This window comes from Crocosphaera sp. XPORK-15E (assembly GCF_034931425.1).
Classification (GTDB): Bacteria; Cyanobacteriota; Cyanobacteriia; order Cyanobacteriales; family Microcystaceae; genus UHCC-0190.
In genome coordinates this window covers 94,576-113,063 of record NZ_JAYGHQ010000014.1, presented here as the reverse complement: position 1 = coordinate 113,063, position 18,488 = coordinate 94,576, and the positions used below count along the sequence as shown (strand labels likewise).

Annotated in this window: 14 protein-coding genes and 1 pseudogene; 9 read left to right on the top strand and 6 right to left on the bottom strand. The window is 38.0% G+C overall.

Annotated features, from left to right (window positions below; genetic code table 11):
* Position 1: 1 nt before the first annotated feature.
* Positions 2-1,099, bottom strand: a complete 1,098-nt coding sequence (gene aroB, locus VB691_RS16520) for a 3-dehydroquinate synthase (protein ID WP_323292609.1) — start codon at positions 1,097-1,099, stop codon at positions 2-4.
* 70 nt (positions 1,100-1,169) lie between these two features.
* Between aroB and petL the strand changes: the two genes are divergently transcribed.
* Positions 1,170-1,271, top strand: a complete 102-nt coding sequence (gene petL, locus VB691_RS16515; protein ID WP_323292608.1) for a cytochrome b6-f complex subunit PetL — start codon at positions 1,170-1,172, stop codon at positions 1,269-1,271.
* A gap of 47 nt (positions 1,272-1,318) precedes the next feature.
* Here the strand turns inward: petL and VB691_RS16510 are convergent, their stop codons facing one another.
* Both VB691_RS16510 and VB691_RS16505 read right to left on the bottom strand, forming a co-directional pair.
* Positions 1,319-2,236 carry a histone deacetylase gene (locus tag VB691_RS16510; protein WP_323292607.1) on the bottom strand — a complete coding sequence of 306 codons (918 nt, stop codon included), beginning with the start codon at positions 2,234-2,236 and terminating at the stop codon, positions 1,319-1,321.
* Between the two features lie 164 nt (positions 2,237-2,400).
* Positions 2,401-3,213 (bottom strand): GAF domain-containing protein, encoded by an 813-nt coding sequence (locus VB691_RS16505; RefSeq protein ID WP_323292606.1) that lies wholly within the window; start codon positions 3,211-3,213, stop codon positions 2,401-2,403.
* 171 nt (positions 3,214-3,384) lie between these two features.
* Here VB691_RS16505 and VB691_RS16500 point away from each other — a divergent pair, with 171 nt between their 5' ends.
* From VB691_RS16500 to VB691_RS16490, 3 genes are all read left to right on the top strand, one after another.
* Entirely contained in the window at positions 3,385-5,949 is a 2,565-nt protein-coding gene (locus VB691_RS16500) for an EAL domain-containing protein (protein WP_323292605.1), read from the top strand.
* A 52-nt stretch (positions 5,950-6,001) separates the two neighbouring features.
* Positions 6,002-8,092 (top strand): EAL domain-containing protein, encoded by a 2,091-nt coding sequence (locus tag VB691_RS16495; protein ID WP_323292604.1) that lies wholly within the window; start codon positions 6,002-6,004, stop codon positions 8,090-8,092.
* 71 nt (positions 8,093-8,163) lie between these two features.
* On the top strand, positions 8,164-9,987 hold the full coding sequence (locus tag VB691_RS16490) for an EAL domain-containing protein (RefSeq protein ID WP_323292603.1): 1,824 nt from the start codon (positions 8,164-8,166) through the stop codon (positions 9,985-9,987).
* Positions 9,988-9,994: 7 nt separating this feature from the next.
* Here the strand turns inward: VB691_RS16490 and VB691_RS16485 are convergent, their stop codons facing one another.
* Positions 9,995-10,582 carry a ParA family protein gene (locus VB691_RS16485; RefSeq protein ID WP_323292602.1) on the bottom strand — a complete coding sequence of 196 codons (588 nt, stop codon included), beginning with the start codon at positions 10,580-10,582 and terminating at the stop codon, positions 9,995-9,997.
* Between the two features lie 241 nt (positions 10,583-10,823).
* Here VB691_RS16485 and VB691_RS16480 point away from each other — a divergent pair, with 241 nt between their 5' ends.
* On the top strand, positions 10,824-11,870 hold the full coding sequence (locus VB691_RS16480; protein ID WP_323292601.1) for a fatty acid desaturase: 1,047 nt from the start codon (positions 10,824-10,826) through the stop codon (positions 11,868-11,870).
* A 112-nt stretch (positions 11,871-11,982) separates the two neighbouring features.
* Here the strand turns inward: VB691_RS16480 and VB691_RS16475 are convergent, their stop codons facing one another.
* Positions 11,983-14,091 (bottom strand): protein kinase domain-containing protein, encoded by a 2,109-nt coding sequence (locus tag VB691_RS16475; RefSeq protein ID WP_323292600.1) that lies wholly within the window; start codon positions 14,089-14,091, stop codon positions 11,983-11,985.
* A 260-nt stretch (positions 14,092-14,351) separates the two neighbouring features.
* Between VB691_RS16475 and VB691_RS16470 the strand changes: the two are divergent.
* The 4 genes and pseudogenes from VB691_RS16470 to VB691_RS16455 form a co-directional block, all read left to right on the top strand.
* A pseudogene (locus VB691_RS16470) lies at positions 14,352-14,642 on the top strand (magnesium chelatase domain-containing protein); the annotation flags it as partial.
* Between the two features lie 37 nt (positions 14,643-14,679).
* Positions 14,680-14,958: a ribbon-helix-helix domain-containing protein gene (locus tag VB691_RS16465; protein WP_323292599.1), complete on the top strand. Its 279-nt coding sequence runs from the start codon at positions 14,680-14,682 to the stop codon at positions 14,956-14,958.
* Positions 14,955-15,314: a type II toxin-antitoxin system PemK/MazF family toxin gene (locus tag VB691_RS16460; RefSeq protein WP_323292598.1), complete on the top strand. Its 360-nt coding sequence runs from the start codon at positions 14,955-14,957 to the stop codon at positions 15,312-15,314. The genes VB691_RS16465 and VB691_RS16460 overlap by 4 nt, the downstream gene beginning before the upstream one ends.
* 98 nt (positions 15,315-15,412) lie before the next feature.
* Positions 15,413-16,942, top strand: a complete 1,530-nt coding sequence (locus VB691_RS16455) for a YifB family Mg chelatase-like AAA ATPase (protein WP_323292597.1) — start codon at positions 15,413-15,415, stop codon at positions 16,940-16,942.
* A gap of 3 nt (positions 16,943-16,945) precedes the next feature.
* On the opposite strand, the gene VB691_RS16450 is transcribed toward VB691_RS16455, so the two are convergent.
* Entirely contained in the window at positions 16,946-18,409 is a 1,464-nt protein-coding gene (locus VB691_RS16450; RefSeq protein ID WP_323292596.1) for a Fic family protein, read from the bottom strand.
* Positions 18,410-18,488 lie beyond the last annotated feature (79 nt).

Below are 18,488 nucleotides of genomic sequence, written 5' to 3'. Positions count from 1 at the left end.
ATTAATATTTTATTTTTTCTAATATCGTCTCAATTATCTCTGAAGACACCCGATCGCTAATCACAACTTTGCCAATTTCTATCGGTAAAATAAAGCGAACTTTGCCGGATTTAACTTTTTTATCTAACTGTAAACTTTCTAAGACTTCTCCAGTATTTAACGTCTTGGGAATAGTAACAGGTAAAGCTGTTTTGTGGATTAATTTTGCTTGACGTTGTGCTTCTTTTTCTGTCCACATTCCCAAGTTTACGGCAATTTTTCCCGCAGCAATCATGCCCATAGCGACCCCTTCCCCATGATTAATCGTGCCATATCCGGTTAAACTTTCAATGGCATGACCAATGGTATGACCATAATTTAAAATGGCTCTTAATCCCCCTTCTTTTTCGTCTTGACTGACTACATCAACCTTGGCCTGACAAGAACGGGTAATAATAATTTGCAGCAATTCTTGACTAAAATTATCTAAATTATCTAAGGTTTCAGCTTGTTCTAATTTGCAGAATAAATCTTGATCCCAAATTACCCCATATTTAATTACTTCTGCCATTCCTGCCCGAAATTCTCGCACAGGTAAGGTCTTTAAAACAAGGGGATCAATGAACACTAAACGGGGTTGATAAAAGGCCCCGATTAAGTTTTTGCCTTGAGGATGATTAACTCCAGTTTTTCCCCCAATAGAAGCATCTACCATTGCTAATAAAGAGGTGGGAACCTGTACAAAATTAACCCCTCGTAACCAGGTAGCTGCGGCAAACCCCGTCATATCCCCAATCACTCCCCCACCAAGGGCCAAGAGGGTTGAAGACCTTTCTAAACGATGTTTGAGGGCAGTATCATAAATTTGGGCAATACTGTCTAAGGTTTTATGGGTTTCTCCTGCCGGGATGAAATGGGTAAACACCTCAAATCCTGCTTTTTTCAGAGAATTTACCACCACTTCCCCATAATAAGTAAAAATATCGGGATTAGAAACAACGAGAATTTTTTGGCCCAAATTCAAAGAAGCGAGACTATGGCCTAAACTGGGGAGAGAGCCAGCCGCGATCGCAATCTCGTAACGGGTGTGGGGTAAAATAACTGGAATAACAGCGGACATAGGTTTTAAAATTGGGTCTGATCAGAAGTACAATAGCAAAGAATCAACCTGATTAGGAGTATCAACCAAAATGTCTGGATTTGTTGTAGCTGCCTTTGCTGGATATTTAATCGCTTTTACAGGGATCGCCCTCGGTTTATATTTTGGTCTACGCACCGCCAAAATTATTTAAAGAACATATTAATTTCTTGCGTTTGGTGGGCAATGCCCACCAAACAACTAAGCAAGACAAGGTTCAATGGTAGCTATTACCGATTGGGCCAAAGCATCCAAATTATAACCCCCTTCTAACCCAAATAGAATCCGAGGGGTAAAGGTTAATAAATATTGAGTAAAAATGCCATAATCAGAGGGTTGTAAGTCAATACCTGCTAAGGGATCAGCTTGATTTGCATCATAACCCGCACTAACAATTAATAAATCCGCTTGAAAGGCTTCTAAGATCGGCATAACTTGGCTTTCAAAGGCTTGTTGATATTCTTTGATGGTACTTCCTGCTGGCAGGGGAATATTTAACACATTATTATATTTTCCGCGATCGCTTTCCTTTCCGGTGCCTGGATAACAGGGAAATTGATGTAAGGAACAATAGACAATGTTAGGATTATTCTCGACTAGGGCTTCTGTTCCATTCCCATGATGCACGTCCCAATCTAAAATGGCAACCCGATTAACTGAAGGGTTTTCTAGGGCATAATGAGCAGCGATCGCCCCATTAGAAAACAGACAAAATCCCATTCCTGTCTCTTTGATGGCATGATGGCCAGGGGGACGGGCCAAGACAAAGGCCGGACGATCAGTATTTAAGACAGTATCTACCCCATCTAACCAAGCATTAACCGCAAGTAAGGCCACGTCATAACTTTGGGGAGAAACAGGGGTATCGGGATCTAAACTACCCCCCCCTTTTTGGGCTAAATTTTTGACTCGTTCGAGATAAGCTGTGGTATGAATTTTTTGAATGAAAGGGATCGGATCTCGTTGAGCGATCGCAGTGGGGAGTTGCCATTGTAGGCGATCGCACCAAGATACGGTTTTTAAGGCGTTGACAATGGCGGTGAGTCTTTCGGGACATTCAGGGTGAAAGCTTCCCGTATCATGTTTAAGAAACTCGTCTGAATAGATGATTTGAAACATCTCTAAATTGCTAAGCATTTAATCAATAAGGCTACCTCAACATTAACAGGATTTACGCTCTTTTGGGCGCAAGCTTTGCGCCCCTACCCAGATCTTACACCAACACCGAAAAGCGAAAAAAATCCAATTTTAAAACGGTGAAACTCTCTAGGGGCTTAATACCATTAAGCCCGCTCAACTGTATCTTCACTTACCATTTCATCCCTTTCCAATCGCTTTTTATGACGAGTCAGACGAGCGAGATGTTCTTGTAACAAATTAAGAACTTCTGTGGCAATAGCAATAATTTGATTGACAGTAAAACCAGCTTGTGTTAACTCTTTAAAGAAAGATTTTCCCACAATTTTTGCTAACTTAGAAGGATTAGGATGAATGGTCATAGTTTCTGGAATCTCTTGTTCTACTAAGTCCCTCACCACCGCTAATTCCACAAATTTAGAGCGAAGGATCGTTTGTAGTTGGGAAATTTGGAGAGATTTTCCCACAAACAAAGCAAAGGTTTCCAGTAATTTTAAATCTTCCTGATTAAAACTGTTTCGAGTGAGGGGACTATTCACATTAATTACCCCAACCACCCGCTTTGATAAAATAATTGGGGCAGAAATTAAACTTTTATTATCATCATCATGCAAAAAACGGGCCACAGAGGCAAATTGAGAGTGCTGAATATCTTCAATTAATAAAGCCTTTCCTGTCGCTGCCACATAACCCGCTATTCCCTCATTCAGTGGGGTAATTTCCTCATAAGCTGATGGAGGTAAATTACCATAATGAATAAACACTCTTAAATAAGATTGTTGATGAGAAATATCTTCCTCATCCGCCAATAACATAATAGAACATCGCTGAGTTTTGAGGATTTGTGCGGCAAGATTTGCTACTTCTTGCAAACTATCTTCAAGATTACTCGGTTGTTCCAATAAATTAGAGATGCCTACTAACCGAAAGATGAAATTGGGATCATAGTTCATCTGCATGGCAATATTAACTCAGAAGTTGGTTTTTCTAGCAATTCTTCTGACCATCTCTAGTCTAACAACTTTTCTCAACTCACACACCAGTAAAATTTCTTTTCTGGGAGTGATGTTAGTTTGATTGAGGTTTTGGGGAACCTTATAACTATAGCTCCTTACTCTCGATGAATCGTGATGAGTAATGCCTCAGAAGTCCGTCACCTGCTAGTTGTTGCCGATCAGAAATCAAGACGTATTGTTTCCTTAACGGAGAATACCTATTCTATCGGTCGAGATCCTAATAGTAATATTTTGTTATATGATCGCCAAGTTTCTCGCCATCATGCCACCTTATTGCGAGTTACTGATCACCAAAGCGAACAACCTTGTTATCGCATTATTGATGGTAACTTACAAGGGAAAAGAAGTACGAATGGTATCGCCGTTAATGGGAAATATTGCCTTTCCCATGAATTAAAACCAGGGGATCTTATTCGTTTTGGCAATAAATCCCAGGCCAACTATCATATTATTGCCAATTCAGATGAACTTGATTTATTAAAAGATTCCGATCAAGATAGTCAAATTTTGGAAGATTCCCTAGAATTAGATGATTTTCCTTCTGATCCTGGAATGCTCGCCCTCGATGAGCTTTTTCTAGAGGATGATCCCGATGAACCGCAAACTATGGCCTTTAAAAAAACGGTCGATCCCAAGGGAATAAATTACCTCAAAAATGTATCTTCTCTGGCAGATTCTAATCCTAATCCTATCATTGAAATAGATTTCCAAGGACAGATTACTTATCTTAATGCTGCGGCTAAAATGAAGTTTTCCGATCTGTCCCAACTGAAATTAAACCATCCCATTCTTCAGGGACTTGGGGGGGGTAAATCTTCCCAAGAGGGAACTTCTTTTGTCCGAGAAGTCCAAGTCGAACAAGCATTTTTTGAACAGCATATTCATTATTTAACAGAAAATCAATCGATTAGAACCTATCTTTTTGAAATTACTAAATATCGAAAACGGGAAGCAAAATTAAATGCAGGGAAAGATCGCTATCGTCTTTTTGTGGAACAAGCAACAGAAGGCATCTTAGCCATCGATCTCGAAACAAAACATATTATTGAAGCGAATCAAGCTTATTGTCATCTCTTAGGGTATACCAGTGCAGAAATTATTGGAATTAGTCTTTATCAACTAATTGAAATAGAACGAGAAATTCTCGCTGAACAATTGCGGACTGTCACGGCAGAAATGTCTTATATTGTTCAAGAATCTCTCCATCGTCATCAAGATGGTTCCTTAATTACTCTTGCTGGAAAAATCAGTTTGACCACCTATCAAGGACAGGAAATTTTATGTTTTGTTGTCCATGATATTAGTGAACGAAAACAAGCAGAAGAACAACTACAATATCAAATCTTACACGATCCCCTAACTAATTTACCTAACAGGGAATTATTCAATCAACAATTGGCTGTGGCCTTAGCTCATGGCCAACGTCATCAACATCTGTTAGCGGTAATTTTTATTGATATTGATTCGTTTACTCATATTAATAATACCTTGGGCCATTCTATCGGCGATCGCGTCCTCCAAAGCTTCGGAGAAAGACTCAGTTCTTGTGTTCGAGGTGGAGATACTGTCACCCGTTGGGGGAGTGATGAATTTGTTTTATTATTACCACAAATTAAAAATACAGAGGATACAGTTAAATTAGCTCAACGAATTTTTGAATCCCTACAACGTCCTTTTGTTATGGATGATCATAAACTCCAAATTAAATGTAGTGTAGGTATTGCTATTTATCCTCAAGATGGGGACAATGCAGAAACATTGCTAAAAAATGCTGATGCTGCACTCTATCGCACCAAAGAACAAGGACGAAACCATTATCAATTTTATAGTCCCCATTTAACAGCAGAAGCCGAGCTTTTATTGCGTCTTGAAGGGTTGTTACATCAAGCTTTAGAGAAAAAACAGTTTCTGCTCCATTATCAGCCTCAATTGCGCTTAAATACGGGGCAAATTGTGGCAATGGAAGCCTTACTGCGGTGGGATACTCCTGCTTTTGGTCTAATTATGCCCCAAAAATTCCTACCCCTTACCGAAAAAACAGACCTTATTTTACATCTGAGTAAGTGGGTTCTCAAAACTGCTTGTCAACAAAATCTTTCTTGGCAAAAAGACGGTTTACCACCTATTCCTGTGACAGTTAATCTCTCAGCGCGGGAATTTCAACAACCTCATTTAGCGACGGTGGTGGCTAGTATATTGAATGAAACGGGACTAGATCCCCAATGGTTAGAGTTAGAATTAACGGAATTAACCTTGCGACAAAATTTGACTTTAGCCCGCAAAACTTTACAAGATTTACAAAATTTAGGGGTTCGTATTGCTCTTGATGATTTTGGTAAGGGTTTCTCTTCTTTGGGTTATCTCAAAGAATTTTCTTTCCGCACTGTTAAACTTCATCAAGCCTTTATTCGAGATCTACGGGGAACCTCGGAAGAATTGGGAATCATTTCTGCTATTTTAGCCATTGGAAAGGGGTTTAATCTGCGTGTTGTTGCTGAAGGTGTGGAAACCCAAGAACAACTGGAAATCTTGCAAAATCTTAATTGTGAGGAAATTCAGGGTTATTGGTTTAGTCGTCCCTTACCGACAAAAGACGCAACGGAATTATTAGGTAAAGTTACTAGGGAAAGCAACGGCCACCTTAAAAATTTGATGCCCTCATCAATTATTGATTGTTAGTTTTGCCGAACTTCTGGGAACACTAATAATAGCCTTTGTTTGTGGATCTGTGATGGACACTTTATCATCCTTTCGCCATATTTTGGTCATTGAGGATCAAAAAGCGAGACGTATTATTGCCCTTGAAGAATCGACTTATACCGTCGGCCGAGAGTCTAATAATGACATTGTGATTTATGAACGGGTTGTTTCCCGTCATCATGCTACATTGGTACGCATTAAACCGACTCCTCGACTCGATCACTATTCCTATCGTATTATTGATGGAGATTTAGAAGGTAATCGTAGCACCAATGGGTTACTAATTAATGGGAAACTGAATGAGTCCCATAATCTTAAACATGGTGATGTGGTTATCTTTGGGCCAAAGGCCAAGGCAAGTTATTATATTATTTCTACTGCCTTAGAAATTGATTTATTTAATCCTCTTGATCCTCAACAATTGACGGAAGATAAAATTGTTGAAACCATGATTAATGAGGATAATAGTAAGTCAACATTGATTAGTGAGGAGGATCTTCAAGAACGCAATCGGGATGATTTGGTGAGATTAGCATCCTTTCCTGAGTTAAGTCCAAATCCCATTGTAGAAATTGATTTTGCCGGTAATTTAACTTATCTAAATCCAGCCGCTAGTATTAAGTTTTCCACCATTGAAGAAGAAAAATTAAAACATCCAGTTTTGGCAGGATTACTGTCAGAAGTTCAGAATATTCAAGGAAATTTATTATTGCGAGAAGTTCCGGTCGATTCAGAGATTTTTGAACAATATGTTCATTATCTTTCAGATCATCAAGTAATTAGAAGTTATTTATTTGATGTTACTGCTAGAAAACAAGCGGAAAAAAAGTTAAAATATCGGGCATTTTATGATACTTTGACTGATTTGCCAAATCGAACTTATTTCGATGAAAAATTAGAGATCGCTTTAATTAAAGCCAAACAAGAAAATCATCTAATGGGAGTGCTTTTTTTAGACTTAGATTGTTTTAAAAATATTAATGATACTTTGGGTCATGGATTTGGCGATCAATTGTTAAAAAACTTTGCTAAACGACTTAATTCTTGCGTCCGAAACAATGATCTAGTCTCTCGTTGGGGAGGAGATGAATTTACGTTATTACTTCCTCAAATTCATAGTCCAGAAGATACGGTAAATTTGGCCCAGCGTATTCTTGATGAACTGAAACAACCTTTTGAAATTTCTGGTCATCAACTCTATGTTAAAACCAGTATTGGTATTGCTATTTATCCTCAAGATGGAACCGATGCAGAAACTTTATTAAAAAATGCGGATGCTGCCCTTTATCGGGCAAAAGAACGGGGACGAAATCATTATCGTTTCTACAGTTCAACCATGACCTCAAAAGCTTCTCTTTTATTAAAATTAGAAAACCTTTTATATCAAGCGTTAGAAGAAGAAGCATTTTGCTTAAATTATCAACCTCAATTAAAATTAAAGGGCAATAAAATTAGCGGAATGGAAGCTCTTTTACGGTGGTATCATCCCGAATTAGGTCATGTTTCTCCCGTGAAATTAATTCCCCTAGCAGAAAAAACTGATCTCATTGTTCCCCTTAGTTTATGGGTCTTAAAAACTGCTTGTCAACAGAATAAAACTTGGCAAAAAGCAGGTTTACCTGCGGTTCCCATTGCCGTGAATCTTTCCGCGAAACAATTTCAACAACCAAATTTAGTAGAAATGGTTAGTCAGGTATTAGAAGAAACCGGGTTAGATCCTCATCTCTTAGACTTAGAAATTACCGAGACAGCAATTATGCAAAATCTTGACTTTTCTCAGGAAGCTTTGCAGAAGTTACGGGCCTTGGGTGTACAAATTTCTTTAGACGATTTTGGAACAGGTTATTCTTCTTTGAGTTATTTACAAAAATTTCCTGTGACAACATTAAAAATCGATCAATCTTTTATCCAAACCTTACAAGATAAGCCTCAGAATACAGCGATTGTTTCGGCAATTATTGCTTTAGGAAAAAGCTTTGATTTAAGGGTAGTTGCTGAAGGGGTAGAAACCTTACAACAACTAGAATTTTTACAAAGACTAAATTGTGAAGAAATTCAAGGCTTCTGGTTTAGTCGTCCCCTCAAACCAGAGGATGCAACGGAATTTTTGAGCCAAATTTAAAGAAAGATTAATTTAATTGAAAGAGATAACAAAAAAGGTTATAATTCAATCAATTAAAGGATACTTTAGCCATGAATTACTCCAAGAAAACCCCGAATAGTAATTATATCCTTGTCTTAGAAGATAGTCATTCTCGCCGAACTATCCCTTTAGAAGAATCTAAATACTATTTAGGTCGTCATTCTGGTAATTCTATTGTGATTCATTCTCGTCAAGTTTCTCGGAGACACGCCACCTTAATCCGAAAATTTAATCGAAAAACTAATCAGGACTCTTTTTGGATTCTAGATGGGGATTTAGACGGCAATAAAAGTCAAAATGGAATTTTTATTAATGGACAAAAATGTTTACTTCATGAACTCAAAGACGGGGATTTAATTAATTTTGGTTGTGAAGTAAATGCTAGTTATCACCTTGTTTCAACGGCAACCATTTCTGAAAGTTTTATAGCTCCAGATTCTAAATTACCCGATCAGAAGGCTGTGGTAAAACTAAAGCCTAACTTACCTCAGTTATCTTTAAATGATCCCCAACAACAATCTACCTTTATTTTGGAGAGTTCTAGTCTTAAAAATGGGGGAAATGATGATACATTTCAAGAGGAATCTTACCTCGATCCCGTCACAGAATTACCGAATCGTATCCTATTTAATGAATATCTATCTATTGCCATAACTAATGCCCAACGTCATCAAAACTGTGTCGCTATTTTACTAATTGATATCGAACATTTTAGTCAAGTTAATGATGCCTTTGGTTACACTATGGGGGATCAGATTCTGATAGCAATCGCTCAAAGGTTAAAAAATTGTTTGCGAACAGGAGATATTGTGGCACGTTGGGGAGGAGATGAATTTGCCATTCTTGTACCCCATATTAAAGAGCTAGAGAATTTATATAAAATTACACAAAGAATTATCAAAGAATTAAAATACCCTTTTGATGTGCAGAAACAATCTCAATCTTTGACAACCCATTTAGGGGTTGCTCTTTATCCTAAAGATGGGAAAAATCCTAAAGAAATTTTAAATTATGCCGAAACCCAACTCAGTTATAATAAACAATTGGAAGTGCAAAATCTTCCCAGTCAAAATTCGTCCCTATCTTCTCCTGAATTATCTCAAATTGAAGACAGACTTTGTCAAGCTTTAAGGGCAAAAGAGCTTATCTTATACTATCAACCCCAATTAAATATTATCACAGAAAAAGTCGAAGGGATGGAAGCTTTGATTCGCTGGAATCATCCCAAATATGGCTTGATTTCTCCTCAGCAATTTTTGCCTTGGGCAGATAAAACAGAACTAATTATTCCTTTAACCCGTTGGATTTTAGAGACTGCTTGTCAACAAAATAAAGCTTGGCAAAATCAAAAATTACCCTCAGTTTTAGTTTCAGTTAATCTTTCCTTATACCAATTGTATCATCCCCAATTGGTTGATCTAATCGATGAAATTTTAACTACGACGGGACTAACCCCAAACTGCTTAGAATTAGACATCACGGAATCCAGCATTTTAAAAAATTCAAAATTAGCTTATCAGACTTTAATGGATATAAAAAAATTAGGAGTCTCTCTCTGTTTGGATGATTTCGGAATCGGATATACAGCAGTTAGTCATTTACATCAAATGCCTTTTGATAAGATAAAGCTTGATGTTTCTGTCATCAAAAATATTGCCGAAACTTCAGAAAATACGGCTCTGGTTTCTGCCTTAATTGCTTTAGGAGAAAGTTTTAAAATGAGGGTAGTTGCTGAGGGAGTAGAAACCCGACAACAACTGGATGCTTTACATAATTTGCATTGTGAAGCTATGCAAGGCTATCGTTTTAGTCATCCCCTTCCAGTAAAAGAAGCCACACAATTTCTAACCTTTCATAAGACTGATTTATATTAATAAATGATTAGGGTAAAATTTCTCGCCCAACGGCTTCATAAGCTGACCAAGCGAATTTAGAACGAGGATCAGGATAATCTTTAATAATTACCCCCCGTTGGGATGCTCTTTCAAAGGCAACTAATAAAGGAATTTCTGTTTTAAACAGAGGGATTTTTGCTTCTTTTAACCTTTGTTTTGCTTCTTTACCATTTTTGGTACGGGCATCTACTTTAGTCAAGAGAATTTTATAATTAGCATTGAGGTTTTGTAATTGTTCAACAGCTTTAAACGTTGCATCTAAATCTAAATGATTAGGGGTTGTAGGAATAATTAATAAGTCACTACCATCAGCGAGATCCTTAAATTCTTCGGGTTCTGGTCTGGCCCTGGTATCCACAATAATATGGGGATATTGACGAATTAAATTAGTTGACCCGGCCTGAGACGCAACATAAAAGGGTAGTTTATCTTCTCTTGACCAAATTAACGCAGAACGATTGCGATCGGCATCGATCAGCAAGGTGGGGGCCTTTTGTTGTAAATAGGCCGCCAGATGAATTGAGGTGGTGGTTTTACCCACTCCCCCTTTTAAGGCAGTAATTGAGATAATCATCGTGCTTCTAGCTTATTTATGGGATTTATTGATTGAGAAATTATTCTTTCCATTAGACCACAAGCTTCGTGAAGTGGGAAAGGTTGTCCTGAGATTGTGATATAACTATTAAGACGCAGTAATGAGGAATTTTAGCCTTGATGGGGCCATGATTGTTGCTCCTAGATGGCTTCAAAAGTTTGTACGGGCCAATTTTCCCTTAGTTACTCCAAATTCATTCGTTTACTATCATCAGTTTTTCATGACAACATTGCTTACTCAGTCTCAACCGTCAGTCTCTCCCCAACTGGATGAAAATATTCGGTTGCGAGATATTCTTAATACGTTACCTGCTGAGGTTTTTGTCAAAAATCCTCGTAAAGCTTGGTTTAAAGTTGTTCTTACTGTGTCAATGGTAGCATTAGGATGGGCTGCCATCGCCGTTTCTCCTTGGTATTTATTACCCATTGCCTGGGGGTTTACAGGAACTGCCATGACGGGTTTTTTTGTGATTGGTCATGACTGTGGTCATCGTTCCTTTTCTAATAAAACCTGGGTGAATGATTTAGTTGGTCATGCGGTTTTTTTGCCCCTAATTTATCCTTTTCATGGTTGGCGCATTCTCCACAATTATCATCATAAACATACCAATAAACTTGATGTTGATAACGCCTGGGACCCGTTTACTCCAGAATTTTATGAAAGCTTTTCTTCTTTTGAAAAGTGGGGATATCAGCGTTTACGAGGACGGTTTTGGTGGTTTGCTTCTGTAGTCCATTGGGGAAAAATTCACTTTGACTGGACAAAGTTTGAAGGCAAAGAACGGGAACAAATTCGCTTTTCTGCTTTAGTGGTTCTTATCCCTGCTGCCATTGCTTTTCCCATTGCTTTTGCTACTCTAGGAGTCTGGGGAGTTGTTAAGTTTTGGTTGTTACCTTGGTTAGTGTTTCATTTTTGGATGAGTACCTTTACTTTAGTTCACCATACTGTTCCTAGTATTCCCTTTATAAAAGAGGCGGAATGGAATGAGGCGCAAGCACAGTTATGTGGTACAGTCCATTGTGATTATCCCCGTTGGGTAGAAATTCTCTGTCACGATATTAATGTACATATTCCTCATCATATTTCGACAGGAATTCCGAGCTATAATTTACGGATGGCTCATCAAAGTTTAAAAGAAAATTGGGGACAATATTTGTGTGAACTGCGCTTTTCTTGGCAGTTAATGGATGAGATTACGACCCAATGTCATCTTTATCATCCTGAAACAAAATATCAGAGTTTCAAACAATATTATCAGAGTAAATAACCCTTCTTTTTCATCGGAAATAGAACTTTAAAGTTTGAAGCGATCGCTGGTTTTGTAAGAGGCGATCGCTTTTTTGTCGAGTTTCTAAAATCCAAGGTTAGAAACTAACTAATTAAACTGCATGGAATTTACTTTTTATAGCATCAATAAGTTCATCAGCACTGGGTTTAAAGTTGGGTTGAGGAATTTTGATTTTTTCTGCCCAAAGATAATAAACTTTTTCCAAAGATTCATAATGAACACTCCAAGAAATTTGTTGTTTTTTGGTATTCACTTTAACTAACAACCATTCTTGTTTTTGGGAATCTTTCGGTTGAGTTGCAAAAATCAGACAAAATTCATGACGATAAGCTTCATAATAATGTAAACTATACAGTGATCCTTTCCATCCATATTCTCCTGCTGTTGCCAAATAAATTGCCTGTTCTTCTTGTTCATTTTTAGGGGTAAAAATGTAAATTTCTTGCGGATTTTGATTAGAATAAACTTGGGGACACCAACCAAATTTGTCTAACATAAAGTCCAAAAGTTGATCAAAAGCTTCTGTATCATTTGTCATCAAAGCAACATCCCCATCTTGATCAGCTTGAGTTCTTACCCATTTGATTTGTTCTTTAAATTTATGGTTAGCAGCTACCACAAAAGCATTATCAATAACTAATTCATAATCAACCCCGATATATCCTTGTTTGACAAGTTCCTCAATGGTTTTATCTGAAGGAAAAGGGTTGTTAATTGAGTAATCATAATCAGCAGATGAAATCGGATTATGTGAAGGGTGAGAATTAGGATTATCTGGTTCTTCCATTAATTCTTTAGCACGAGAAATAATTAGCTCTTTTTTGCTCGAAATTCCCCGAATACTATTAATGGGAAACTGTGATTCTTCTCCATTGGATGACACGAGAGAAAAAATCAAATTATTTTCATCATTAAAATACAATTTGATTAGGGTTTTAGCTTCATCTCCATCAATATTAATCCCACAATAATCAGGGGTATCTTTCATTTGTAGGCGATCACTAGCTAAGTCATGACGCTTAAATAGTCGTTTAATGGCATTAAATCCATTAATTTCTATCTGAGTGGTGATAATTTCTTCAAGATTAGAAGGAATTTGTGGCATTTCAGAAGGTGTCTGATTAAACTCTTCTATCTGAATAGTTTTGTGCTTAATTGATTTCATTTCCTGTTGTTTTGATTGACTTAGTTCCTGTTTTAAGCTATCAATTTCATCATGTAATGCCCTCAGTTCTTCTTGATTTTCTTCCCGCGCTAAAGCCATTCCTTGAACTACATAATCGAGATTATAAATATGTAAAAGTGCTTCTCTCATTTCTTCTGCTGAAGCAAAACGATTTTGAGGTAAAACAGATGTTGCTTCTTTTAACCAAGATAACAGAGGAGTAGAAATCATATCCTCTACTTGCGTTAAATCTAATTCATAATTTTCAGTTATTTCAAATTTATGGGGAGGAACACCTGTTATTAAAAATAACATCGTCATTCCTACGGCATATAAATCACTTTGAAAGAAGGTTTTACCAACTTGTTGTTCAATAGGACAATAGCCAGGAGTCCCGATAATTGTACCTGTTTTTCCTAAATCAGAGGTCGCTACATCTTTAATAATACCAAAGTCAATCAAAACAGGTTTACCGTCTCCTTGACGTAAAATAATATTGTCAGGTTTAATATCCCGATGGATAATTTTTTGCCGATGAACTGTTTCTAAAACTTCTAGTAAAGATAGCATAAGCTCAATAGCCCGTTTATCTGCCATAACATACCCTTGTTTAAGATATTTAAGAAGTTCATCCATTAAAGTATTACCTTGGATAAATTCTTGAATTAAATAAAAATTGCCTTCAAAATCAAAGAAATCAATTAAAGAGGGTATTTGTCCATGAGAAACCCCTAATAGTTGTAGGACCTGTGCTTCTTTTTTAAATCTTTCTAACAAGTCTAAATTTCTGGATTCATCTTCTCCCAATTTTTGAAGTTTAGCAACATAAATAACAGGCACTGCTGTCATTAAACTCCTGACTAAAAATGTTGCACCAAATCCTCCTTCTCCTAAGATCTTGGTGACTTCATACTTATTCGCTAAGCGATAACCTGGCTGAATATCTTTAATGTTTTTTCTAAGTTTATTAGCATCAATCGCTGCCTGATCATCTTGGCTATCTTCTGAAAACAAATTGAAAATTTTATTCAACATTTTTGGGTTCCTCTTGAGTCATTTTTATGGATAAGTTAAGGGATGAAAAAAAAGGCGATAGTCTGACACTCCTCAATAACCTTGTTAACGGCACAGCTATCTAATAATGAGTATTCCCAAAACTCTGCAAAAACTAACAACCTGCATTCCGTGACTAAGATTGATAAAATTTTCATGAAGTTGATAGGCGATCGCTAAACCTTCCCCCATAAATGGGAATACTAAACCTAGCGCAAGAAATCAAGTAATAGGAAATAACTATGTTAGCGAGGGTTTGGAGTGCTTCATTAGTAGGCATTGATGCGGTAAAGGTTGGGGTAGAAGTTGATGTTTCAGGGGGACTTCCTGCCATCACAATTGTTGGTCTTCCTGATACTGCTGTACAAGAATCTAGGGAAAGAGTGAAAGCAGCCTTGAAAAATTCAGGTTTTGCCTTTCCCGTGCGTAAAATAATTATTAATTTAGCCCCCGCCGATCTGCGTAAAGAAGGCCCCTATTTTGATTTACCTATCAGTGTGGGAATATTAGCCGCCTCAGAACAAATTGATGCTATATTTGATGTCATAACCAGCATCAATTAGACATCAAATGATGACACAACCGATAACTCGTACTACTTTAAGCTTACCTACCATTCTTTTAGCAGCCACTGATCGAGCAGTAAAGCAAGGAAAAGCGAAAAGTCGCAATGAACTAATTACACAAGCAATACAGCATGAACTTGAAGCCCTACAAAGGGCAGAAATTGACGCAGAATTAGCAGAAATGGCACAAGATCCCGACTATCAGACAGAAGTGTTAAGAATGGATGCTGAATTTTCGTCTGCCAGTTGGGAGGCTTTTGAGTTAGGGGAATCTCAAGAATGAAACGGGGAGAAGTTTATGATGCTCGTCTTGATCCCGTTGAAGGTTCTGAGCAAGGCGGAACCCGTCCAGTTATTATTGTTAGTCGAGATGCAATTAATGCTTATAGTCCAGTCGTTTTAGTTGTTCCTTGCACAACTTATCAATCCCAAAAGCGAATTTATTCAACTCAAGTATTAATTCAAAGCCCAAGCGGAGGACTGACTAAAGATTCTATCGCTATGACTGATCAAATAAGAGTATTATCAAAAACTCGCTTGTTACGTTTACGAGGTCAACTTTCTGAGCCACAAATACAAGAGTTAAATCGGGCCTTATTAATTGCTTTAGATTTACCTGGGCAATTTGAAAATTTTTAACCTAACTATTTATTAAATAATTTAATGATACAGTGATTTTTTTGCAGTTCACGGGAATACTAAACCTAACGCAAACAATAGACCAATAGGAAAAAACCATGTTAGCGAGGGTTTGGAGTGCTTCATTAGTAGGCATTGATGCGGTAAAAGTGGGGGTAGAAGTTGATGTTTCCGGGGGACTTCCTGCCATTACAATTGTAGGACTTCCTGATACGGCTGTACAAGAATCTAGGGAAAGAGTGAAAGCAGCCTTAAAAAATTCAGGTTTTGCCTTTCCCGTGCGTAAAATAATTATTAATTTAGCCCCCGCAGATCTGCGTAAAGAAGGCCCCTATTTTGATTTACCAATTAGTGTGGGAATATTAGCCGCCTCAGAACAAATTGATGCCCATTTATTGGGGGATTATCTATTTTTAGGGGAATTATCCCTTGATGGCAGTTTGCGCCCCGTTGCTGGCGTTTTACCCATCGCTGCTGCCGCCCAAAGCCTGGGAATCACAGGGTTAGTGGTTCCCGCCGATAATGCCCAAGAAGCCTCTGTGGTCAAAAATTTAGCGGTTTACGGCTTCAAACACCTCTCAGATGTCGCTGACTTCCTCTGTCAACCCCAAAACCATCAACCTGTAACCTTTCAACCTACCCAAAATGTTGAGCGATCGCCTGTTTCCTGTCTAGACTTAAAAGATGTCAAAGGCCAAACCCATGCCCGTCGCGCCTTAGAAATAGCGGCCGCAGGAGGACACAATTTAATCTTTGTTGGCCCCCCAGGTAGCGGTAAAACCATGTTAGCCAAGCGTTTACCAGGCATTTTACCGCCCTTATCCTTCTCAGAAGCCTTAGAAGTCTCTCAAATTCACTCTGTCGCCGGATTACTCAAAAATAGGGGTTCTCTGATCCAAGATCGCCCCTTTCGCAGTCCCCACCATTCCGCATCTGGGCCTAGTTTGGTTGGGGGTGGGAGTTTTCCTCGGCCTGGTGAAATCTCTTTATCTCATCATGGCATCTTATTTTTAGACGAATTAACTGAATTTAAGCGCAATGTTTTAGAATTCTTACGCCAACCCTTAGAAGATGGCTATGTCTCCATTTCTCGTACCCGTCAGTCTGTTACCTTTCCCGCTCAATTTACCCTGATCGCAAGCACAAATCCCTGTCCCTGCGGTTATTTCGGCGATCCGATTCAAGCTTGTACCTGTTCCCCCCGTCAACGAGAACAATATTGGGCTAAATTATCAGGGCCCTTAATGGATAGAATTGACCTACAAGTGGCTGTAAATCGCCTCAAACCCGAAGAAATGACCCGTCAAGGAACGGGAGAAGATTCTAAAACCATCAGGGAACGAGTAAAACTGGCACGCGATCTCGCTCAAAATCGCTTTAAAAAAGATAAATCTGTGTCTTGTAATGCTCAAATGCAAACCATCCATTTACGCAATTTCTGTCAATTAGATGAGGCGAGTCGTAACTTATTAGAAGGGGCAATTCGTAAGTTAGGATTATCAGCAAGGGCCATGGATCGAATTTTAAAAGTATCTCGTACTATTGCTGATTTAGCTAATGATGAAACAGTAAAAAATTATCATGTTGCTGAGGCGATTCAATATAGAACTATTGATCGAATGCAGTGATAGTTAAATGCTTTTATTCCAGTAATCTAAACCAGTCAAAATGACATTTTCTAACCATTGCTTGAAACGTTCTATTAAGTTATCTTCTTCATCTGCATAAGAAAACTGGAATGGAGAATCTGTCAAAGACTGAATATCACTAATATTGCGCTCACCCTCCTCAGAATCATCTCTATGGTAGGCGCAAGCAGTACATACCAGTAATCCCCTATATTCATGTCCAAAAACATGGAATGAAAGAAGAAGGGTTGTAGATGTTTGTACATTAATAACTAATTGAATCCAACTGTGATAGTTACGAGTATTGGCAAAGTATCCCAATTGTTTTGCCGTTTCTACTACTTGATAGCGATGGTAGTATGAACGGTCGCCAACAGAAGCAGCAATCGTAAAAACTTCTGCATCACTGATAAAATTCTGAACAGATAGTTTAATTTCATCAGCAATATCTTGTAAGCGACCAGATGCGATATCAAATAAACTTGAGGAAAAGTTCTCAACTTTTCTGCATTTTTCCTGAATAGAAGCTGATTGATTTTGTTTTAGTTTTTCAGCGATAGAAGAAATCATAAAGTCAGTTCTTCTTCTTTCTGATAATACTTGCTCTGACAAACCGAGACTTCTTAAGAAAGCTTGCTTTTGACTCTTAGCAAAGAGATTAATTAGACTAGATAAATTGCCCTGATCTGCCCCTTCCAAAGCCGCGATGTAGACTGCTCGATCATCACGAGTGAGAACCAAAGGAAACCAACTAGCTTGAATAAACACTAAACTGGCTAAACAACGGGCAACACGACCATTTCCGTCCTGGAATGGGTGAATTTGTGTAAATCGGTGATGTAACCATGCGGATTCAATCTCAGGAGGAACTTTTTGATCACGATGTTGATGGTGTAACACAATCAATCTATCCATCTCAGACGCAACCTGTTCAGGAGGACAATACTCATGAACAGAACCGTCTGCTCGCAGAGGATTGTTCGGTTGACGTTTCCAGTCACCTTTTATTAAAGAAACACGAAATATTTTTCCTGTAAGTGGATCTAGAGCTTCTGTACTGTCTTGACTTTGAGTTAAAAGTTGATGTAACTGTTTGATATAGGAATTTGATAGTGTTCTTTGCCCACCGACAAAATCAAACAATCCTTCAATTGCAGCCTCTTGATCTTTAATGAGAGAAACTACCTGTTTGACTGGACGATCAGTCGCTCCATGAGGAATTAACGCCTCATTAATTCCTTGTTCAATTAGCAAACGAGTGATGCCCCGATCTATTGTGTACAAACGCTCAATTATTCCCGTTTCAATGGCTATTTCTCTGCGTAGCTTCTCGTTGAAAGTTTGGAACTCACCAGATTGACGCAAACGATCTGCTTGCTCGTTCCAAACAGTTACTAAAGGTGGCAACTCAGAACTCGCCAAATCTTGCCAGTTTGAGGGTAAATCTTCTAGGGGTTGCCACAACATAAATGTTTGTTTATCAATGTGTTTTGACTATTTTAACACTTGATCTAACAGGTATTCCTTCAGGCCGATTATTTATCTT